Consider the following 21812-nt stretch of genomic DNA (forward strand, 5'->3'; position numbering starts at 1 on the left):
TGATAAATAGTTATTTTGAAACTTACGAAAACGATATGGAAACAGGTGCGGAATGTTCAAGAACAGTTCAATTAGAAAAAAGCTCATAGCCGGAATAATACTTGGAGGGATAATCCCCAGCCTCATAGGAGGAATGTACATCGTATACAGCTCACGCCAGTGGATGTATAAAAACAACATAGAAAGCAACAAGATAATGCTCATGCAGATGGCTGAATATGTAGACGAAGCCATACTCAAAAATATGGAGGACCTCGGAAGCACGGTATCGGCAGACAGCCGGCTGAAGACTGCAGAGGGAAGCCTCAGGAATTACACGGATTTTTCACCTCAGATACTCACTCAGGAACCTTCACAGAAGGAAAAAGAGATATATGAACTCTTTAAGAATATAAAGGAAAATAATACCAAAATATCCTTCATTTCATACGGGACTTCAGACGGCGGATATGTAGAATACCCGGAGTTCAATCCACAGGAGTCATATGACCCGAGAGAGCGGGACTGGTACAAAAACGCCCTGGAGAGAGAAGGAACCGCTGTTTCCGAGCCATACATAACCAGTGTAAGCAAAGAAGCAGTAGTCAGCATAGACAAAAAGGTAGTAAGCGAAGGAAAGACTGTAGGAGTACTTAGCATAACCATAAACATACAGGACTTCATGAAGAACATAAGCATGATAAGGTACGGCGAAACCGGATATATAAGCATACTCAGCCAGAACGATGTATTCATAAACTCTCCTGGAAACCCCTCATGGCTCATGAAAAAAGCATCAGATGTGCTGCCTCAGGCATACGGGGAAATAAAGGATATGGATGGAGAGTTCTTTGAGAGCGATTTCAAAGGCGATGGAGGATATGTCACAAAAGTAATGAACAGATACGAGTCTCCATACAGTGGCTGGAATTACGTATCAGTGATAGACAAGAGCGAGATAATGGAAGAATCAATGAGGTGGAGCAGCTTCCTCGTGCTCACCCTGACATCCGTGCTCCTCATGATAGTATGGATAATAATACTGATCTCAGGATATATAACAAGGCCAATACTTAACATATCAAGAATGATCAACAAGATGTCTGCATTCGATTTTGAAGACTATGAAGAGCGCAGCCTTGAGGAGTTCAATATAAGGAATGACGAAATAGGCGAAATATCAAGGGCCATGAGCTCAATGCAGAAGAACTTCACAGAACTAAGAAACAATATCGATGACATGGATCTGCAGATCAAGAACCTGGACATACAGGAAGGCCGCCTCGAACGGCTCAAAATGTCAGAGGGAAATCCATTTTCGGGAATCTCAGACTCGGTAAACGATCTTCTTGAAAGAGTAAACAGCTATGTAGACCGCATACAGGCTCAGAAAAAGCACATAGAATTCCTTGCGCACAATGACTCGATGACAAACCTTCCAAACAGAAGCAGATTCAACAAAAAGCTTACCGAAGTAATAGAATCAGGAGCAAGCGGCGGAGTAATACTAATAGACATAGACAACTTCAAGGGAATAAACGACTCCATGGGACACATATACGGAGACAAGGTAATCAGGACAGTTGCAGAAAAAATAAGCGAGATTTCAGGGCCGTCAGTATTCGTATCGAGGTTCGGAGGAGATGAATTCCTGATACTCCATGAATTCGAAGACGACATGCACGAGCTTGTGAGCTATGTACTGAATATCTTTGTTGCAATGGACAACGAATTTGAGATCGACGGCAACAGGATGAAGATAGAGATAAGCGCCGGAATATCAGTATTCCCAAAAGACAGCACCGACCTTGACGAACTTATCATGTATGCAGACCTGGCGATGTACTCGGTGAAAAGCGGAGGCAAGAACAACTACGCATTCTTCGACAGCTCCATGGCAGAGCATCTCAAAAGAAACATGGAAGTAAAGAAAATCCTCAATGATGCAATAGAAGAAGACGCCTTCAAGATACTCTATCAGCCACAGGTGGATCTGAGCACAGGCCTTATATCAGGGTTTGAGGCCCTCGTAAGACTGAGAGACCACAACATATCCCCGGGAGAATTCATCCCGGTAGCCGAAGAGAACGGACTCATAGGACAGATAGGCAGAGTCGTGACTAGGATGGTCGTTGAGCAGATGGGTCAGTGGAACAAAACCGGGCTTGAGCCAAAGCCTGTAGCAATAAACTTTTCAGCAGTCCAGATACATGATACCGGATACAGGAACTTCCTCATGAGCCTTCTCAGGGAGAACGAGGTGAGCCCTGAAATGATAACGATAGAGATAACCGAAGGAATATTCCTCGAGCACAGAGACACAACGGTACATCTTCTGAATGACCTTAGATCTAAGGGCATAAAGATAGCCATAGACGACTTTGGAACAGGATTCTCATCACTGAGCTACCTGACCTTCCTGCCGATAGACTGCATCAAGTTTGACCGAATGCTGAGCCTCAAGTTCCTTGAAGTAGAAGACATCAGCGTAATGGAGAGCCTTATAGCATTATCGCACGGACTAAACCTCGAAGTAGTTGCAGAAGGAATAGAAGAAATAGATCAGGTCAAAAAGCTCAAGGACGGTAAGTGCGATATAATACAGGGATATTATTTCAGCAGACCTCTGGAGGCAAAAGACGCAGAAGCTATGTACAACCATAGATACGAAGTGTAAAAATAATATATTTAACAAAGCAGAAAAACGCCTCCAGTATCCTTAAGATACCGGAGGTGTTTTTGTTAATTAAATCGCACTGTCAGCATCATCTGCTGTAGTAAATCACAGAGTGAATGGAGCACAGCGAAGAAAAGGGATTTAAATATGCATGATCCCTGTCGGCACTGAACTTTATCGAATCTCCTGCGCTCAGGTGGTACAGCTGGCCTTCAATATCCAGATTGAGCTCACCGCAGCATACATAGATGTACTCCTCAACTCCACTTCCATGAGCCTCAGACCTGTGTATGCAGCCTGGTTCAAGGTCAACAATAAGAACCTCAAAATTCTTTCTGGGATCATACTTGAATGTTGGATATATTGTGTATCCTTCGTTTGGATCGGCAATGTGCTGCAGATCCTCCTTCTTTATTATCACGAGTTCCTCTGATTTTTCTTCAAAAAGCGAGGTAGAAGATATATGGAGCCCATTGGCTATCTTCCAGAGCGTAGATACCGAAGGGTTTGTCTCCCCACGCTCAATCTGACCTATCATACCCTTGCTGACACCGGTCATCTCAGCGACCTTGTCCAGACTCAGCCCCATGCTTCTTCGGTATCTGTTGAGATTGCTGCCGATTATCCTGTTGATATTATCCAAATTAACCCCCACTCCTTTATGTAATATATTGTTCCATAAATATTATATATAGATACTGTTTAATAATTTTATCACAAATATTAACACTGCTCAATACATGATTTTTACGGATATTGACAAAAAAATGTCCGTAATTAAGCTGGAATAAAAAATGTTGTACAGTGTACAAACACATGTTATAATATACAACGTTATTAGTACATGATAATGTACATAAAAGATAATATATTAGACATCATGAAGGAGAATTATTTATGGAAGCAACCGTATCGAAAGGAAGAAGCGCACAAGCTTCAGTTCAGGCTTCAGGCGAACTCAAAAAGACACTGGGTCTTGTACCTGCGCTGGCAATAGTTGTCGGAATGGTAATAGGATCAGGAGTATTTTTCAAGCCAACAGCGGTATTTACAGCAACAGGAGCTCCAGGACTCGGACTTATAGCATGGATCATAGGTGGAATTATAACTATTTGTGGAGGACTTACTGTAGCAGAAATATCAGCGGCAATACCAAAGACAGGTGGAATGCTGACTTATCTTGAAATGACATATGGACCGGTATGGGCATATCTCTTAGGATGGGCGCAGACGATAATCTATTTCCCTGCAACAATAGCAGCACAGGCAATAATATTTGCTACTCAGGCAGTATCACTGCTTGCAATCTCAGATTCACTGATAACACCAATAGCAATCGCAGCAATGCTTTTCCTCATATTCATGAATATACTGGGATCAAAGACAGGCGGAATCATACAGACTCTTGCGACAATAGGAAAGCTCGTACCGCTTTTTGGAATCATAGCAGTAGGACTTATGCATGACGGCGGAGGAGTAGTAAGACTCGTGCCGATAACCGTAATGGATCACCCATTCGCAACAAGCCTTGGCTCAGCGCTCATAGGAATAATGTTTGCATATGACGGCTGGATAAACGTAGGAGCCATAGCAGGCGAGATGAAAAACCCGGGCAAGGACCTTCCAAAGGCAATCGTAGGAGGACTTTCACTCGTTATGGGAGTATACCTTCTAATAAACGTGGCATATCTATTCGCAATGACAGCACCAGAGCTTGGAGCAACACCTACGCCAGCGGCAGATGTAGCAAATATACTCTTTGGAGCAGGCGGCGGAAAGCTAATAACAATAGGAATACTCGTATCCATATTCGGAGCGCTTAACGGATACATCATGACAGGAATGAGAATCCCATACGCGATGGCAGCAGAAAACAAGCTTCCGTTCAGCGAGTTCTTTTCAAAGCTTCACCCGAAATTTGGAACACCTGTAAACGGAGGAATCCTGCTTGCAGCAATATCAGTAATAATGATATTCTCAGGAAAATTCGATCAGCTTACAGACCTCGTAATGTTCGTAATCTGGATATTCTACACGATGACATTCGTATCAGTATTCATACTGAGAAAGACACATCCAGACCTTCACAGACCTTACAAAGTGCCTCTGTATCCATTCGTGCCAATAGTAGGAATACTCGGAGGAGCATATATAGTAATAAACACTATATTCACGCAGCCAATGAATGCAGGAATAGGTCTTGTGATAACACTTACAGGACTTCCTGTATACTATGCAAGAAAGAGCAAGTTCAAGAATTAAGATCAAATAATAAAATAATTAAGAAGCGATAATATACAGAAAAGGCTCTCGATTCAGTAATAATCTGAACTGAGAGCCTTTTTCGAATATCTGCGAAAATAAGCTATTGCTGATAAAAGCAGCTGTTGCTATATATTGTTTCTGTCCATGCTTTTTGGAATGAGCATTCCAACAGCCGCTCCGACAAGCGCAGGAATCAGCCATCCAAGGCCGAGGCTGTACAGCGGAAGGCTGTTTTCATAAAAACCTACCACCGAATCAAGCACAGATACGGACGCGCCGGGAATGCTCCTTACAAGAGCGCTGTAGCCATCAAAAAAGCTCACCCCGAAAGTCAGGATCATTGCAGATGCAAATACAGAGGACCTGCCCGCAAAAAGCGGAGAAGCCAGAGCAAGTACTATAAGCACTATGGCAAGCGGATAAAGCAGCATAAGCACCGGAACCGCGAACTGGATGATGTTGTTCAGCCCGAAATTGGCGATAACAAAAGAAACTGCGCAGAGTATCGTAACAAACTGCCTGTAGCCGGTTTTCGGGAACATGTCATGAAAAAACTCGCTGCACGAAGTCACAAGCCCTATGCTAGTCTTGAGACAGGCAAGTACAATGATAGCAGCCAGGAGCAGCGCCCCGTAAGGCCCGAAATAATGACTGGCAACAGCTGCAAATATAAGTCCTCCGTTTTCATGAGTCCCCACAGAAGATATGCTCGAAGCTCCTATATAAGTAATAAGTCCGTACAGGAGCATCATCAGAGACATCGCAAATACTCCGGATTTCAGAGTAGTCATGGCAATATCCGCAGGACTTTCGATTCCCTGCCTCTTTATGGCCTGAATCACCACTATTCCAAATGCCAGCGAAGCCAGCGCATCCATGGTATTATAGCCTTCCTTGAACCCCGTTATGAAAGCCAGCTCAGTATAATCGCCAGATGGAGCGCCAAGGCTTCCCATAGGATTCACTATGCTGGTCACTATAAGAATCAGCAGAAACGCAAGAAACGCCGGAGTCAGGTACTTTCCTATATAGTCGAGTATTTTTGCCGGATTCAGCGAAAAATAATATACCAGAAGGAAGAACAGAAGGCTGAACACTCCAAGATAAAGGCGAAGCTGATCAGGAGCGATATAAGGCTCAAATCCCACTACAAAAGGAACCGTCGCAGTCCTTGGAATGGCAAACAGCGGACCTATCGTAAGATAAAGCGCCACAGAAAACAGGCTTCCAAAAATCGGATGGACCCTTGATGCAAGCTGGCGAAGACCGCTGCTGCCCGTCATTCCTATGGCGAGTATGCCCAGGAACGGCAGCCCTATCGCAGTTGTTACAAAACCGATAAGCGCCGGCCAGAAATTAGTCCCGGCCAGCTGACCCATCTGGATTGGAAAAATTAGATTTCCTGCCCCAAAGAACATCCCAAAAAGCATGGTCCCCGTGACAGCGTAAACAGAAAATTGTATTTTTTCTTTCAAAACAAAAACTCCTTTCAAAACAAACTTCGACTATTGTAACATTTTTTAAAGGAGTTTTCCATAGTTTATTTTTTCAATCAATACAGTTTAAGCTCTTCAGTCAGCCTGCATTCCCTGATGAGCTCCAGCATTGCCATTACAAGCCCGGCTGCAAGGAGAATATGGCCAAGTCCCGCAATGCCTGAGATAGCAGCCTCCGGGAAAGCACCATAATAGCTGCCGAGCACCTCTGACATTCCGTGGATAAGCATCATCACAATGCTCAGGAACAGACCACTTACCCAAATATATACAGGTCTTCGGATTCTCTGGACAAAATCCTCATTCTGACTGAGCCTTATTATTCCATAAAGAAGCAGAAGGCTTATAAATCCGAGTACCAGGGTATGCACATGTACCTTCCCAAGATAGGTAGGCCCCACAAATCCGTACATCCGGGTAAATTCCCTGTAAAATACTCCCCCGGCAAGACCAAGGACAAGGCTTGCAAAGGAAAGCTCAAGAATGCTCGCGAGGCGGAATTCTCTTATATAGTATCTGAAGCCTGCAACAACGAGCAGAAGATAAGCAACAGTCTTAGGAATCATAAGCGCACCCACAACAGGTATAAATCTAGCCCAGAGAACCACAGGGGCATAGAATATGAAGCTGAAGAATATAAGCATTCCCATATGCTTAAGGCCGTCAGTTTCCCTGTCCCTCCAGGACCATATTATAAGAAGCATGCCAAGCACGGCAAAAGGAATATTTCTCATAATTGCGAACGTATAATTTCCAGGCATTACTCCCCAGCCATTCTGCGGAAGAAGCGTAAGTGCTATGCGAAGTCCGACAAGCAGATATACTGCAATATTCTTCGAAGCAGTGCCTTTTCCAGTCTGCATCCTGTAGTAAAAATAATACAGCAGGTAGAAGACCGTCATGGTAATCGAAGTTACAAACTCGCCCCAGGAAAGCGCCGCAGCATTTGCAGCAAAGCCGCCCTCGCTCAGATGAGATACGACGCGCGGTATGAGATGAAACGCATCTCCGGCGCCAAGCAGCACGCCCATTAGTCCAAAGAGCTTTGCACCCTTTTCCTCAAGCAGCAGCATGCGGATTCCAAGCCCGATCACGAGGATCAGATAGCTTAAATCAAAAATAGATTCAAACAGAGCCATAATACTATTCTCCCTTCTTCTCAGTCATCAATTTAAGGCCATTTTCGATATAGCCTGCATGACATTTGTAATTATCAATGAATATATCCTTATTCCAGTTTTCTGCGAACAGCCTTCTTATGAGGTCATGTATGACCGCCCTTATAAAATGCATCATCTCTCTGACATCCCTGTCACCATCCGGATTGAGCCCCGATTCAACATTAATTCTCTGCGAAGTTCCATTTCGATCACGGAATCTTTTCCACTGAATATCCAGATCCTCTGTCCAGAACAAAAAGCGGTTCCTGTAAAGTGCAAACCTGTCCTCCCTGAAAAGCTCTACAGAGAGCGCATCCCCAAAAAGCTCAAGCGACCTGAAAAAATCCCTGTCATTTTCACGAAGAAGCCTCAGAAAAAGCTCATGCGTCTCCACCGTCTCCCTCTCAAGTACAGTAAAATAACTCTCCTCAAGATTTTCAAAATACGTGTAAAAACTGCCTCTGGCAATCCCGAGCTCAGTTACGATATCCTTAACGCTGGCTTCATGAACAGGATGCCTTTCAAATTCCTTTTTGACCGCCTGGAGCACAAGCTCCTGTTTCCATTCAGGAAGATTATGAAAAGTTTCTTTTGGCATAGCAGACCTCATTTCTATTATCTCAACTCAAAATGACACAGTGTCATTATAGTACTATTATATACCATATTGACACTGTGTCAATATGTTTTTTATCTGTAAATATATATAATTACAGTTGCCGCCATGAAAAAAACCGTAAGCACAGGTATTACAATCTCTATCCTGTTTCTGGTCTCACGATAACGGCAAAATCCAAGGTATCCCTGACATAAAAGCATTATTCCAAGCGTCGCCTGCCATGCAGCCGGACTTATGCTGTAAAACTTTCCCAGAACAAATACAAGCAGATATGCAAACGCAGAAATACTGCTTATGATTTCAGCTATCCTCTTCATTTCCCCACCCCTCCATGCACAAAACACGAAATTATCAATCTCACGCTCATGATGTGAGTATAGCATCAATATTGACAAAACTCAAATGAAGGATACTGTTTAAATATTTTTTAAATATGATATTAATATTTCGAACTTCAAAAATAGCATCATATGATAAAACAACTCTTGATGAACTGTTCTATCTGATAGTAGATGAAATAGATTGTATGGATTATTTCAAATTCTTATTATGTACGTTTATCAAGTTTAATTATTAAGCCTTCCCTTAATATAAAATCAACTAAAACAATTTATAGATTTTTTATTTATATAATTCATTAGTCAACGAAAAATGTCTTTGTTTCTATATCTAAGATAGTTAATTCATGCCAAGCATTGAATTTTAAATGTTCATAAGATAAATTATTCATTTGCGAATTATATTGAATTATTAAGGATGATTTCAAAATCAACTTTTATTGACAATGCTTGAAGGTAAGGATACAATATTATCATAATTATTCTGTTAATTTCATGAAAACTTAAATTTAAGATTTGACAATTTGGAATTTGAAAAAACCAATAATAGAATTTAATTTCTATTAAGTATACGGTTTTGATTGTGAACATAAATACGAAATAAAAATAACAAGAATGGGGCAATGAAATGTTTAATGTAAAGCGTAAAGAAAAAATTTTGTCGGGAGAGACATTTATAGATTTATTTTGTGGAATAGGTGGATTCCACTTGGCATTATCTTCATATGGTGCCAAGTGTGTTTTTTCATCAGAAATAGATACTGCTGCATGCAATGTATATGAAAGAAATTTTGGGATGCGACCGTTAGGAGATATAAGAAAGATACAGAGTAATCAAATTCCAGAACATGATATTCTATGTGCTGGCTTTCCATGCCAAGCATTTAGTATATCAGGTAAAAAAGATGGATTTAATAATCCTAATGGAAAATTATTTTTTGAAGTAATCAGAATAGCTAAATTTCATAAGCCAAAGATGATAATCCTTGAAAATGTAAGAAATCTTGAAACCCATAATGATGGCAAAACTTTAAATAGAATTATAGAAGAATTGGATAAAATCGGATATAGGAGTTTCAGTAAACTATTGAATGCAACGAATTTCGGGGTACCCCAAGCAAGAAAGCGAATATACATAGTTGCGTTTAGAAACGATTTAAACATTTCAAATTTTACTTTCCCGGAGAAAAAAGGCAATGAAAAATCCTTAGAAGATGTTTTAATAGAACCAAGCGATCCCAAATACATAATAAAAAGGGAGTATGAAATCAACTTGAATGTTGAGACAAATAATCCACCCAAAAACCAATTACTTAGAATTGGTAAAATTGGAAAGGGAAGGCAGGGAGAAAGGATATATTCAATAAAGGGGCAAGCAATTACACTCTCATCTCAAGGTGGGGGACTGGGTGGGAAAACAGGAATGTACTACATAAATGGTAAAGTAAGAAAGCTGTCACCAAGAGAATGTGCACGACTTATGGGATTCCCGGACAGATTCAAAATAAGTGAAGTTGATTCAGTCTGTTATAAGCAATTTGGAAATAGTGTTGTTGTCAATGTATTACAAGAAATATTAGCTTATGCCTCGAAACTTATTATAATAAAAGGAGATTGAAATGGATAATGTATCATTTGAATTAACGTATGCGGCATTAAAAATGTTTGGAAAGCAGCTGTATTCTAATGTTGGCTCGGCAATATCTGAACTAGTTGCAAATGGTATAGATGCTGAAGCAAATGACATATATGTATCAATAAATATTAATGATAAGAAAAATGCAATGGTTGAGATATTTGATAATGGAAAAGGTATGTCAAAGAAGGATATAAAAGATTATTACATAAAAATTGGATATAACAAACGTTCAAAACAGGGGTCAGGGAAAAATAGTATGCTAGGTAGGAAAGGCATTGGAAAACTTGCAGCACTTTATCTATCTGATTGTTTCACAATAGCTACAAAACAATCAAATGAGGTTCCTACAATTTGGAATCTTGATGTTTCAAATATGAAAGAAGACCAAAATCCTCAGTTAATTCAAAAGGATACATATATACCTTCTGATCTGACATGCTACGAAAAATTTATGGAATCTTCAAGAGGAACCCTTATTTTTTTACAAAATGTGAATTTTGAAAGAATGGGAGCAAATGCATTTAATTCACTAGAAAGAAAATTGTCTAATTTTTTTATATATGATGCAATAAATACCAAAATTTGGATTAATATTTTTGAATCTTTAGAAGAAAAAGGGGAATTCAAACTAGTCGAGAAAAGAATTGCATTTAAGAATATGTCGTTTATTTACACGGATAATACTGTTCCGTTTGAAGAGTTATCAGATTCTACATTTAAAATAAGATATAAGGACAAGCTTGGAAATGACAAAATTCATGAAGAAAAAACGATAGTAGAATCATTTAGGACGATTCTTGGAGATGATGTAGAAGGATTATTAAGTGATAGGCCATATAAGTTGAAAGGTTGGGTAGGGATACACAGCTCTATTGATAAGGAAACTGCTTCTGAAAATGATTCTAGATTTATAAAAAATCAATTTTATAATCCAAATCAATTAAGAGTATATGTGAGAAACAAAATGGGGATGTCAAATATGCTAGAGCATCTGGGGATAGCTAGAGCATTTGCTAACTACATTGAAGGGGAAATTGTGTTTGATATTTTAGACGACGACGATTTAGAAGATATTGCAACAGCAGGTAGACAAGATTTTGACAATCAAGATGATAGGTTTATAAAACTTAAAGATATGATGGTTAAGATTGGGAATTCATTGGTTGCAAAAAGGCAGTTATTAGCTGAAAGAATTAATGAAGAAAAAATGAAAAACGATATGCAAATATCTACTAATGCTAAAGCTATATTTTCTAAAGAAATTCATGATGAAATCGAATCAATATCAGAGTTTAATCAACACGCAAAGATTGCATTAGAAACCATTATTACAAATAAGATAGAAGGTGATGCAAAAATTGAAGTAAAAGCCAAATACACTATATTCTTATCTCATGCAAGTAAGGACAAAATGATTTCTGATTGTATATACAATTATTTGAGATATTTAGGATTTAATGGAGACTTAAGTAGCGATAATTGTGAAATATTCTACTCTTCCAGTGGGTTGGATACTGATAATCTAGAACCACTTTCGAAAGTTATTAGGGATTCAATAATTTCTAAGAATAATGATATCCTATTTCTTACATCGAAGAATTTCAATAAGAGTCCGTTCTGTCTTTTTGAAGGTGGAGCTGCATGGGCAACACGTTCAATTGGAGAGTTTAAAGTTTTATCTTTAAATTATAATGATATTCCTACCTTCCTAACAAATGGGAAAAGTGAAGTTTCTCTGGGGATAGAAAAAGAAGATGATTTTAAATTGGATAGCATAAAATATAATCACTTAGTCGTAATAATTAATCGACTTATAAATCATCTGAATAAGAATAGAGAAGCAATATGTGCTATGAAGGTATCAACATTAAAGAGTATTAATTTTCCAGACAAAGTTCAACTTAGAAAAGATAATAAAACAGAAGCGGATTTTATGGACCGTAATTTATTAGATTATTGGAACACATATGTTGAAGCAAATGCTGCTGAGTATATTAAAGACAATATGATTAAATAAGATAGTACATCAAAGTTAGATTTTTCAAATACTAAAGCAGAAGAACGATTTAAACGGAAATATCTAATTTTGTAAACTTTTTATTTTGTTAGATTAATTGGGGCTTGAATAAAGCAACGGCGAGTTCTTAAGTTTTTCATGACTTTGATTGTTACTTCAAAAAGATGAATATTTTAAATATTTCTTTCGAATAAAAATTACCTATTAACAATAAGGGAACTGAAGCTGATACAAGGCTGTTTTGTGTAGGTCGAAATAGATGGAAGTAAATTTGCATAATCCATGGTACTTAGGCAAGTGCTCTAATATGAAGTATTGCTGAATCATATAAATCAAATAATCTCAGCCATTGTTACTCTTTCGAATATTTATTTGGTGAAATTCCTAAGCAAATATATGACAAGGCTTTGAGCTTTATGGATAAGCCGCTTCCATGTCTTCAGAAATTCCAAAGGAGTTTAAGATTACAATTGAAATAAATTAATCCATGCCGCCAAATTTGGCGGTTTGATTTAAAAGCAGTACTAATAGTCTATTGCTTAATATACTTAATCAAATGTTATTAAATAAATTTCTATAATAAACAAGAATGGGTGGATATATTGAATGACTATAAAAATGTTTCTATTGAACGTCATATCATAATGAGTCACATCAAAGGCAAAGACACCAGTATCGAGCTAATCCTAAGGAAAGCTTTATGGAAAAGAGGATATAGATATAGGAAAAATTATAAACTGCTTCCAGGAACACCTGATATAGTATTTTTAAAACAAAAAATAGCTATATTTTGTGACAGTGAGTTTTTTCATGGAAAAGATTGGGAAATGTTGAGAAGCAAGCTTGAAAAGGGAAATAATCCAGACTATTGGATTAATAAGATAGAAACTAATAGGAAAAGGGACATGGAGATAGATAAACGGCTAGAGTCTGATGGATGGAAGGTAATTCACTTTTGGGGGAAAGACATAATAAATAAAACTGAAGAGTGCATAAAGATAATAGAAGAGTGTATAGTTAAAAGGGGCGTATAATGATATTTAACATAGATGATATATATGACAGATCAAATCCTATAAGTATTGAAGAATATGCTCAGGGCATGATTGGAAAGACTTTTGGTCAGATATGTAAGGATTATGAAAAAAATCATAATCTAGAGGAGTTCCTATTAAAAGAATCTATTGAATCTAACGTGGAACATGGAGATAAAAGACGAAAAGGGGGACTTGGCGAACTTGTAGAAGAGAAATTTTTTTATTACAAAGCCAATAATGATTCCAATCCTGACTTTGATGAAGCAGGAGTGGAGTTAAAAGTCACGCCGTATAGGATTAATAAAAATGGAAGCTTGTCTGCAAAAGAAAGACTCATAATTACAATGATAGATTATTTCAAAGTCATAGATGAGGTTTTTGAAGAAAGCCACCTATGGAAAAAAGCGAATTTGATACTTCTTGTTTACTATTTATTTCAGCAGGAAATAGAAAATCGGTTAGATTATGAGATAAGCTATGTGAGGCTATTTACTCCCCCTGCAGAGGATATTGAGATAATCAAACAAGACTTTGAGATGATTGTAGAGAAAATAAGGAATGGGGAGGCTCATGAGCTTTCTGAAGGAGATACATTATATTTAGGTGCTGCGCCAAAGGCATCAACATCAAAAGTCAGGAGGCATCAGCCATTTAGTGATATTTTAGCAAAGCCAAGAGCATTTGCATTTAAGAATTCATACATGACATATATCCTTAATAATTTTATTGTTCCTGGAAAAGGTACCTATGAGCCTATCTTGAAAGGAAAGACAGACAAGCCATTCGAGACATATGTAAAGGAAAAGATACAAGAATATAGTGGTTATACGGTTCAAATGTTATGTGAACTGTTTGGAGTTGAATATGAAAGAAGGCCTAAGAATCTAGAGGCGATGATAGCATATCGGATTTTAGGGATAAGAGGCAATCAAGCAGCAGAGTTTGTAAAGGCTAATATAGTTGTTAAGACTATAAGATTAGGTAAGAACAATAAAATAAAAGAAAGCATGTCTTTCCCGACTTTCAAATTCAAAGATATAATTAAGGAAACGTGGGAAACTTCAACTTTTGGTTCGTATCTCAATGAAACTAGATTTTTATTCATAGTTTACAAGTTTGATGAAGATGAGAATCTACGCCTTAAGGGATGCCAGTTCTGGCATATACCATACAAAGATCTTGAGCAGGTAAGGACAGTGTGGGAAAGGACTATTTATGTAATAAATCAAGGCTTGGAAGTAGTCAACAGGAATGGTAAGAACTATAATAATTTTCCTTCAGCGTCAGAGAATCCAGTATGTCATGTGCGTCCACATGCTAGAAATGCCAATGACACGTATGACTTGCCAGACGGAAGGAAGTACCCAAAGCAGTGTTTTTGGCTCAATAACAATTATATTTTATCTCAAATAGAAGCTGGTTTTCTTGATTAGGAGGAATTTTGGCCGGATATATTATGACTCTAGATAGTATAGAATCATTGGAAAAATGCATACATACAGGTACTTATAGTACGAAAATAAATAGTCCTAAAAGAGTTTGGAATAGGCAACAAGAAGGCACTTTTGCAGATTATCTAAGCATGAAAGAAGGAGACCATATATATTTCTTTGTACAGAGAAAAATATATGGGATTGGAAAATTAGTAAATATCGGAAAAGATTGCAAATACCTAAACTATGTTGGAGCGGATGAGCCTTATGATTACACAGATCATGAGATATCGAACAGAGATCCGTTGCTTTCTTATGGAAATAATACAAATAGATGTTTTTGCATATTTGAGCCATCACCGCATTTTTTTAATTTAGGAATTGATATGGATGATGTTCTTGGTAGTGATCCAGATAGTTTTAGAATTCTTAGGGCATTATGGAAGCTATCATTTATCAAAGTAGATGATCGAGAGGACAAGGCCCTATTAAATATCATATTAAAAAGGAATGAAGATTATATTTATAGTGGAAATAACACGTTCAATTATGATAAATGTGAGCATACTAATATAGGCAAAAAAAATCTAGAATATTATCAACTTAATTCTTATAGATTTTTGAAATCGTGCAAGAATGGGAAGAAAATAAACCACGAGATGGCTATAGAAGCAGCAATTTGCGAGATGTTAGTCGTGGATAATGATTCTTTATTTGGAAAGTGGGACTATATTTCTCATCAAGTTATAGCTTCACCATTTAAGGCTATAGATTATATGGACAAGATGGACATATTTGGTTATAAATTCATTGAAGGTTACGACACTATTTCAAAATATATCGTTATTGAAATAAAAAAGGACGGGGCTATTTTAGACGTGATTGACCAAGTGATGAAGTACGTAGATTGGGTACAATCTGAATATGCGCATGGTGACTATTCTATGATTCAGGCTTTTGTAATTGCTGAAAGCTTTCCTGGAGATGTTATTAAAAAAAGAGATGATGAGTGTATTAGATATTTTACGAAAGGTCATAGGCCAACTATTCCTTGTATGTGGAATTCAGTCAGATTAATCAGATATGAGTATTTGGATAACCGATTGACGTTTGAAGAAATATAAAGCGGAAAGTTAAATAGCTTTCCGCTCGTTCTTAAAATCTATTGATTCTGTCTCTTTTTCGAAAATATGATTCAAGGTATGCCCCATTTTAGTTATGAGACCTACTACAAGAGCATTTCCCATGCAGAAATATCTTTGCCTATCAGTCATGCCTGTGTTTGTCCAGTCTGGGTCAAATCCTTGTATCTTCTCAGCTTCTGTAGGCGTAATATGCCTATAGCGTTTTGTATATGGGTCTTCTATTACATGTGTGCTTCTATTTGATGAAGCCTCGCTGGTCAACATGGTTCTTGCAGGCTTGTCAATAGGGTCAGGGAAAGAAATCGGTCCTTCCGAGAATATATAATTATGGCCAGTCTTGCTAGTTCTTTCGATTTTCTTAGATCCTTTAAGATATTCCCACTTACTAAGGTCCTCTCCGATGTAATATTTCTCATCAGCGTCAGGAACAATTATGGCGCTTAAAGGGGTAGGGGGTACATATATAGGAGTCGTATCGCAGGTGTATATATTTCCTTTACTCATAAATCCTGAATTACCGAACTTAAATGAAAAATTGTCTGTCATGTCGGCCAAGTCCTCATAAGGAATAGATGTGTCGTGGATTTTTTCTATCGTTTCCACAGGGAAGGTTTTTGCAAAGAAACCGGAATGGTTTATAATATTTTCTGGAGTAAAACTGACGATATTATCAGAGTAGGAAGTACTGTTCTTATAGGCGAATATGAATATTCTTCTTCTTCTCTGCGCGAAACCGTATTCGGCTGCATTTATTATTCTCCATTCGACACTGTAGTCTAGTTTGTTGAAACAAGACAGCATGATTCCGAAATCTCGACCTCTTTGTGTGGTAGGAGATTTTATTAATCTATCCACGTTTTCTAATAGAACAAATCTAGGCTCTTTTGCTTCTATTATATCTCTTATATCCCACCATAAGACGCCCTTTTTTCCATTTATACCAGATGCTCCTGTCCTTGCGACTGAGTAATCTTGACATGGAAAACCACCGACTAATAGATTGTGATTAGGTATGGTTTCTTTTGATATTTTGGAGATATCCTCATTGACATGGTTTGGTGTATTTCCAAAGTGAGAGCAGTAGCAATCGAATGCAAATTGATTTTTTTTCCCGGGCTCCCATTGATTAGCCCAAACGGTTGTCCAATCAAGGGATGATTTTTCAAGACCAACACGGAACCCGCCGACACCGGCAAATAGCTCACAAACTGTCTTTTTTATCATTTAGATGCCTCCTTTCTTGATTATAAATGATTGATGAATATAAATTATTCTATAAAATTGGATATGGACTGTAACGAATTATATACGTTTAGTCTATCTTATATATTTTAACATTTTGAATCATATCTGTAAAGATCAAATATCTATAATATAGGAAAATTTTTAAATTTAATAATCCCTATTTAAATGGACAATAATTACCATTAATTTGATATAATGAATTTAATCATTGTAGAAGTGTATTAATTATTTCAATAAGGAGGTATATGTGCTTTCAAGAAATGGAGTCAAATGGAATAGATCAGAGACGATTTTGGCACTTGAATTATACTGTATCACACCTTTTAATAAGATATCCAATAACAATACAGAAATAATAGGACTTGCTAATCTATTAGGGCGTACAGTAGGTTCTGTAATTCTTAAGATGTTCAATCTGGCTCATAATGATCCAGAGTTACAAAAGAGAAACATAAAGGCCATGGCTAATGGGAGCAAGCTAGATAAAGAGATATGGGATGAGTTCTGGAACAATTGGGAGGAATTGGCTTTTCAAGCAGAAACAATAAAATCTGATATGAGGAGTACAGAATTAAGTAAATTTATCGAATCTGAAGCAGTTTTAGAATATCCGGAAGGACTATACATAGATAATATAGTGAAGACTAGGATTGGACAAGAATTCTTTAGAGCATCTGTACTAAGCGCATATTCTAACCGATGCTGCATTACAGGGATAATGATGCCTGAATTATTGATTGCTAGTCATATAAAGCCATGGAAGGTGAGCGATGTTAAGACTGAAAGAACAAACCCGAAAAACGGGCTTTGCCTAAATGCATTGCATGATAAAGCTTTTGATAGAGGTCTTATAACTTTAGATAAGAATTATAATATAGTATTATCTCATAAAGCCGAATCTATGAAAATGGATACTGAAACTAAAGCTTGGTTTATGTCTTATTCTGACGAAAAGATTAATCTTCCGGAAAAATTTTTGCCGGGAAAGGAATTTATAGAATACCATAATGATATAGTATTTTTAAGATAAAAATACATACTGATATTACTTATTTGAATTTGCATGTGCTGGCTTCAAAGAAGGAATTGTAATTAGAAAGGTCTGGTGATAATTTGAGCTGCATATTCTGCAAAATGGAGAAAGAGAAGATCATAATTGAGAGCGAAGCGGCCTATGCCGTATTTGACATCTTTCCTGTCAGTCAGGGACACATGCTAATAATACCAAAGAAGCACATCAGGGATTATTTTGAGGCCGGCCAGCAGGAAAAGCAGGAGCTCTGGGAGCTTGTTGACAGGTGCAAGGAATATCTTGACGAAAAGTACCAGCCTGATGCCTACAATGTGGGGATAAACTGTGGAGAAGATGCTGGGCAGACGGTGATGCATCTTCACATACACCTCATCCCAAGGTACAAGGGAGACCTGATAAATCCGAGGGGCGGAGTAAGAGGCGTCATACCTGACAAGAGAATATATTGATTTGAGGAGGAACTATGAGCAGTCATACAGCAAAAACAGATTTCAGCGAATATTCGCAGCAGGCACTTGAGCAGCTTAAAAAGGGAGCATTCCTGACAGTAAAGAGCGGGGATGAGACAAACACGATGACGATAGGGTGGGGAGCCATAAGCTACATCTGGAACAAACCCATATTCATGGTAGCGGTGAGGTATTCGAGGCATACATACAGTCTTATAGAAAAATCGAGGGAATTCACAGTGAGCATGCCTCTTGAAAAGGATCTTCGAAAGGCGCTTGCCTTCTGCGGAAGCCGGTCTGGAAGGGATGTAAACAAGTTTGAGGAGTGCGGCCTCAGCCTGGCAGATTCGAGGTCTTTGTCGACACCGGTCATAGGGGACTGCGAGCTCCATTATGAGTGCAGGGTAGTGTATCAGCAGGCCATGGAGCCCTTTGCGCTTGATCCTGAGATAAGAAGCCATATGTACGGCAATAACAATGATTTCCATGTGCTTTACTATGGGGAGATACTGGAAAGCTACAGGAATTAGAATACAAAAGTTCTTGATATGGAAAGGAAGTGAACTAATATGTCGGGACTTCAAAACAAAATTGTGATACAAGAAATAAAAGAGATTTTAACGGAAGCTAGAGAAAAAGTTGCGCGAACTGTTAATAATGAGTTGTTGTTAGCTTATTGGAATATAGGAAGAATAATTGTAGAAAGTGAACAAGCAGGCTCAGAGAAGGCTGAATATGGAAGGCAGTTGTTAAAGTCATTATCTAAAGAGCTCACAAGAGAGCTTGGAAAAGGTTTCTCGGTTTCAAATCTTCAATACATGAGGAGGTTTTATCTCGAATATGAGAATCAACAGACACTGTCTGTTAAATTGAGTTGGTCTCATTATTGCGAGCTTTTAAATGTATCGGATCGGAATGCAAGAATGTTTTATCAAAAAGAATCGATTAACGCTAACTGGTCTGTACGTGAATTGAAAAGACAGATTAATACATCTTTATTTGAGAGACTTTTACTCTCTAATGGAGATGTTAATAAGGAAAAGGTACTATCTCTTGCAAAGCAAGGTGCTATTTATGCTAAACCGAATGATATATTAAAAGATCCCTATGTATTTGAGTTCTTAGGTATTCCAGAAAACAAACCAATGCTTGAGAAAGATTTGGAAAAGGCCCTAATTGTAAAAATAGAAAAGTTTCTTCTTGAGCTGGGGCGAGGTTTTATGTTCGTAGGCTCGCAGCAGAGAATTACTTTGGGAAATACACATTATTATGTAGACATGGTGTTCTATAATAAAATACTGAAAGCATATGTTTTAATAGATTTAAAGATGGGGAGTCTTAAACCTGAAAATATTGGACAAATGAATATGTATGTGAATTATTATGCTAATGAGGTAAATGATGAAGGTGACGATAAACCTATAGGTATAATTCTTTGTGCGGACACGTCGGAAGTAGTAGCTGAGTACGCTCTCGGTGGACTTGAAAATCAAATTTTCGCATCTAAATATGTTTACTATATTCCGAATAAAGAAGAGCTTATTCAGCAAGTACAGTCGGTTATAAATGATATTGGGGAAATACAAGAATCATCAAATATAAAAAATAATTAATCTGGAGGACAGACATATGTATAACACAAGTTTGCAGCGAGAGGAAATCGAGAGGGTATATGGCAGGATAAGCCCTTTTGAACTCAAGGACAAGTTAATAAATCTTGCGGAGGATTCAAGAAGAGGAAGCGCGCATTCACTGCTGGATGCGGGCAGAGGAAATCCAAACTGGATAGCGGCGACGCCAAGGGAAGCATTTTTCACCTTCGGGCAGTTTGCGGTTTCTGAAAGCAGAAGAGTCTGGGATGAAGGGGATCTGGCGGGGATGCCAAGGAAGGAAGGCATCGCGGTGCGCTTCAGGGATTATGTGAAAAACCATCCTGATGCGCCAGGGATAGAGCTGCTCTGGAAGATGATTAATTACGGGGTGACGGTCAAGTGCTTCAATGCGGATGACTGGATATATGAGCTCGTTGACGGGATAATCGGGGACAACTACCCTTTCCCGGACAGGATTCTCCGTCATGTGGAGCTCGTCGTAAATGACTACCTGATTCAGGAGCTGTGCTATAATGAGCCTCTTGAAGGCAGGTTCAATACGTTTGCGGTGGAAGGCGCTACTGCGGGGATGTGCTACATATTCGATTCCCTCATAGCAAACAACATATTGTCAAAGGGTGACAAGATAGCTCTTATGTCACCTATATTCACTCCATATCTAGAGATCCCGCATCTTCCGAGGTACAACTTCGAGGTAATAAATATATGCGCAGACGAGGTGGACGAGGAGGGAAGGCATACCTGGCAGTATCCGCAGAGCGAGATAGACAAGCTTAAGGATAAGTCCATAAAGGCTCTGTTTGTGGTAAACCCAAACAATCCGCCTTCGGTTGCGATGAGGCCTGAGAGCGTGAGGCAGCTCAAGCATGTGGTTGAGAATTTCAATCCGGATCTCATGATAATCTCGGATGATGTATACAGCACCTTTGTGGATGATTTTACTTCGATAATGGCAGATCTGCCATACAACACGATAGGTGTCTACTCATATTCAAAGTATTTCGGGGTTACTGGATGGCGCCTCGGGACGATAGCGCTCTATGAGGACAATGTATTCGACAAGCTGATCAGGGAGCAGGATGAGGACAGGAAGCAGAGGGCGAGGAAGCGATACGCAGGGCTTTCGACTGATCCGGACAGCATTCTTTTCATAGACCGTATAGTTGCGGACAGCCGCCAGGTTGCGCTCAACCATACGGCGGGGCTCTCTACCCCTCAGCAGGTACAGATGGCGTTCTTCTCGCTGTTTGCGATAGTGGACAAGGACGACAGATACAAGAAGCTGACGAATGATATATGCCGAAGACGCAAGAAGCTTCTGTTTGACGGTCTGGGTATTGAGATAAAGGAAGATCCATATGATGCAGCTTACTATACCCAGTTTGACCTTCTCGAATGGGCCAACAGGAACTACAATGACGAGTTTGCAGCGTATCTTCAGCAGAACTACAAGCCGGTGGACATCCTGATACAGCTGGCGGAGCAGTCTTCGATAGTCCTGCTCGACGGCAGCGGATTCAATGCGCCGGAGTGGTCTATAAGGATATCTCTTGCGAATCTGCGTGATGAATTATATTCAAAGATTGGCGAAAATCTCCTGAACGTGCTGGAGACCTATGCGACAAGGTGGAGAGAGAGCAAGCTGAAAGCAGAAAAATAAAATATAT

The 21812-nt window shown here is 38.6% G+C and carries 18 protein-coding genes; 12 read left to right on the forward strand and 6 right to left on the reverse strand.

The genetic code is table 11. The features are described 5' to 3' along the window. The first annotated feature begins 52 nt into the window (after window positions 1-52). Window positions 53-2656: a bifunctional diguanylate cyclase/phosphodiesterase gene (locus AC4PGZ_RS12410; RefSeq protein ID WP_492158920.1), complete on the forward strand. Its 2604-nt coding sequence runs from the start codon at window positions 53-55 to the stop codon at window positions 2654-2656. Between the two features lie 88 nt (window positions 2657-2744). On the opposite strand, the gene AC4PGZ_RS12415 is transcribed toward AC4PGZ_RS12410, so the two are convergent. Continuing rightward, a complete protein-coding gene (locus tag AC4PGZ_RS12415) occupies window positions 2745-3299 on the reverse strand; it encodes a helix-turn-helix domain-containing protein (protein ID WP_492158922.1) in 555 nt (184 codons plus the stop codon). Window positions 3300-3553: 254 nt separating this feature from the next. On the opposite strand from AC4PGZ_RS12415, the gene AC4PGZ_RS12420 reads away from it, so the two are divergent. Continuing rightward, complete coding sequence (locus AC4PGZ_RS12420) at window positions 3554-4918, forward strand: APC family permease (RefSeq protein WP_492158923.1); 1365 nt, start codon at window positions 3554-3556, stop codon at window positions 4916-4918. Window positions 4919-5046: 128 nt separating this feature from the next. Here the strand turns inward: AC4PGZ_RS12420 and brnQ are convergent, their stop codons facing one another. The 4 genes from brnQ to AC4PGZ_RS12440 all read right to left on the reverse strand — a co-directional run bounded on the left by brnQ (window position 5047) and on the right by AC4PGZ_RS12440 (window position 8513). After that, window positions 5047-6396 carry a branched-chain amino acid transport system II carrier protein gene (gene brnQ / locus AC4PGZ_RS12425; RefSeq protein WP_492158925.1) on the reverse strand — a complete coding sequence of 450 codons (1350 nt, stop codon included), beginning with the start codon at window positions 6394-6396 and terminating at the stop codon, window positions 5047-5049. A gap of 77 nt (window positions 6397-6473) precedes the next feature. Further along, window positions 6474-7556: a DUF2871 domain-containing protein gene (locus AC4PGZ_RS12430; RefSeq protein ID WP_492158926.1), complete on the reverse strand. Its 1083-nt coding sequence runs from the start codon at window positions 7554-7556 to the stop codon at window positions 6474-6476. Window positions 7557-7560: 4 nt separating this feature from the next. Further along, window positions 7561-8175, reverse strand: coding sequence for a TetR/AcrR family transcriptional regulator (locus AC4PGZ_RS12435; RefSeq protein WP_492158927.1), 615 nt, complete (start codon window positions 8173-8175; stop codon window positions 7561-7563). 92 nt (window positions 8176-8267) lie between these two features. Beyond that, window positions 8268-8513: a hypothetical protein gene (locus tag AC4PGZ_RS12440; RefSeq protein WP_492158928.1), complete on the reverse strand. Its 246-nt coding sequence runs from the start codon at window positions 8511-8513 to the stop codon at window positions 8268-8270. A 649-nt stretch (window positions 8514-9162) separates the two neighbouring features. On the opposite strand from AC4PGZ_RS12440, the gene AC4PGZ_RS12445 reads away from it, so the two are divergent. The 5 genes from AC4PGZ_RS12445 to AC4PGZ_RS12465 all read left to right on the forward strand — a co-directional run bounded on the left by AC4PGZ_RS12445 (window position 9163) and on the right by AC4PGZ_RS12465 (window position 15784). After that, a complete protein-coding gene (locus AC4PGZ_RS12445) occupies window positions 9163-10152 on the forward strand; it encodes a DNA cytosine methyltransferase (RefSeq protein WP_492158930.1) in 990 nt (329 codons plus the stop codon). Between the two features lies 1 nt (window position 10153). Beyond that, window positions 10154-12190, forward strand: a complete 2037-nt coding sequence (locus tag AC4PGZ_RS12450; protein ID WP_492158932.1) for an ATP-binding protein — start codon at window positions 10154-10156, stop codon at window positions 12188-12190. 602 nt (window positions 12191-12792) lie between these two features. After that, window positions 12793-13224: a very short patch repair endonuclease gene (locus tag AC4PGZ_RS12455; protein WP_492158933.1), complete on the forward strand. Its 432-nt coding sequence runs from the start codon at window positions 12793-12795 to the stop codon at window positions 13222-13224. Further along, complete coding sequence (locus tag AC4PGZ_RS12460; protein WP_492158935.1) at window positions 13224-14660, forward strand: Sau3AI family type II restriction endonuclease; 1437 nt, start codon at window positions 13224-13226, stop codon at window positions 14658-14660. Before AC4PGZ_RS12455 ends, AC4PGZ_RS12460 begins: the two co-directional genes overlap by 1 nt. Before the next feature lie 8 nt (window positions 14661-14668). Beyond that, window positions 14669-15784 carry a hypothetical protein gene (locus tag AC4PGZ_RS12465; protein WP_492158936.1) on the forward strand — a complete coding sequence of 372 codons (1116 nt, stop codon included), beginning with the start codon at window positions 14669-14671 and terminating at the stop codon, window positions 15782-15784. 9 nt (window positions 15785-15793) lie between these two features. Here the strand turns inward: AC4PGZ_RS12465 and dcm are convergent, their stop codons facing one another. Continuing rightward, window positions 15794-17029, reverse strand: coding sequence for a DNA (cytosine-5-)-methyltransferase (gene dcm, locus AC4PGZ_RS12470; protein ID WP_492158937.1), 1236 nt, complete (start codon window positions 17027-17029; stop codon window positions 15794-15796). 268 nt (window positions 17030-17297) lie between these two features. Here dcm and AC4PGZ_RS12475 point away from each other — a divergent pair, with 268 nt between their 5' ends. The 5 genes from AC4PGZ_RS12475 to aspD all read left to right on the forward strand — a co-directional run bounded on the left by AC4PGZ_RS12475 (window position 17298) and on the right by aspD (window position 21805). Next, window positions 17298-18080 (forward strand): HNH endonuclease, encoded by a 783-nt coding sequence (locus AC4PGZ_RS12475; RefSeq protein ID WP_492158939.1) that lies wholly within the window; start codon window positions 17298-17300, stop codon window positions 18078-18080. 83 nt (window positions 18081-18163) lie between these two features. Continuing rightward, window positions 18164-18532 carry an HIT family protein gene (locus tag AC4PGZ_RS12480; protein WP_492158940.1) on the forward strand — a complete coding sequence of 123 codons (369 nt, stop codon included), beginning with the start codon at window positions 18164-18166 and terminating at the stop codon, window positions 18530-18532. 14 nt (window positions 18533-18546) lie between these two features. Next, a complete protein-coding gene (locus AC4PGZ_RS12485) occupies window positions 18547-19062 on the forward strand; it encodes a flavin reductase family protein (protein WP_492158941.1) in 516 nt (171 codons plus the stop codon). A 39-nt stretch (window positions 19063-19101) separates the two neighbouring features. Next, window positions 19102-20145 (forward strand): PDDEXK nuclease domain-containing protein, encoded by a 1044-nt coding sequence (locus AC4PGZ_RS12490; protein WP_492158942.1) that lies wholly within the window; start codon window positions 19102-19104, stop codon window positions 20143-20145. Between the two features lie 16 nt (window positions 20146-20161). Next, window positions 20162-21805 carry an aspartate 4-decarboxylase gene (gene aspD, locus AC4PGZ_RS12495; protein WP_492158943.1) on the forward strand — a complete coding sequence of 548 codons (1644 nt, stop codon included), beginning with the start codon at window positions 20162-20164 and terminating at the stop codon, window positions 21803-21805. Window positions 21806-21812: the final 7 nt, after the last annotated feature.

It is taken from the genome of Proteocatella sp. QWL-06 (assembly GCF_058684135.1).

Bases quoted from the DNA above. Each gene is read 5' to 3' on its own strand.
- AC4PGZ_RS12450 (WP_492158932.1), top strand. From the start codon at position 10,154: ATGGATAATGTATCATTTGAATTAACGTATGCGGCATTAAAAATGTTT.
- dcm (WP_492158937.1), bottom strand. From the start codon at position 17,029: ATGATAAAAAAGACAGTTTGTGAGCTATTTGCCGGTGTCGGCGGGTTC.
- AC4PGZ_RS12420 (WP_492158923.1), top strand. From the start codon at position 3,554: ATGGAAGCAACCGTATCGAAAGGAAGAAGCGCACAAGCTTCAGTTCAG.
- AC4PGZ_RS12460 (WP_492158935.1), top strand. From the start codon at position 13,224: ATGATATTTAACATAGATGATATATATGACAGATCAAATCCTATAAGT.
- AC4PGZ_RS12430 (WP_492158926.1), bottom strand. From the start codon at position 7,556: ATGGCTCTGTTTGAATCTATTTTTGATTTAAGCTATCTGATCCTCGTG.
- AC4PGZ_RS12490 (WP_492158942.1), top strand. From the start codon at position 19,102: ATGTCGGGACTTCAAAACAAAATTGTGATACAAGAAATAAAAGAGATT.
- AC4PGZ_RS12440 (WP_492158928.1), bottom strand. From the start codon at position 8,513: ATGAAGAGGATAGCTGAAATCATAAGCAGTATTTCTGCGTTTGCATAT.
- AC4PGZ_RS12445 (WP_492158930.1), top strand. From the start codon at position 9,163: ATGTTTAATGTAAAGCGTAAAGAAAAAATTTTGTCGGGAGAGACATTT.
- AC4PGZ_RS12485 (WP_492158941.1), top strand. From the start codon at position 18,547: ATGAGCAGTCATACAGCAAAAACAGATTTCAGCGAATATTCGCAGCAG.
- aspD (WP_492158943.1), top strand. From the start codon at position 20,162: ATGTATAACACAAGTTTGCAGCGAGAGGAAATCGAGAGGGTATATGGC.
- AC4PGZ_RS12410 (WP_492158920.1), top strand. From the start codon at position 53: ATGTTCAAGAACAGTTCAATTAGAAAAAAGCTCATAGCCGGAATAATA.
- AC4PGZ_RS12435 (WP_492158927.1), bottom strand. From the start codon at position 8,175: ATGCCAAAAGAAACTTTTCATAATCTTCCTGAATGGAAACAGGAGCTT.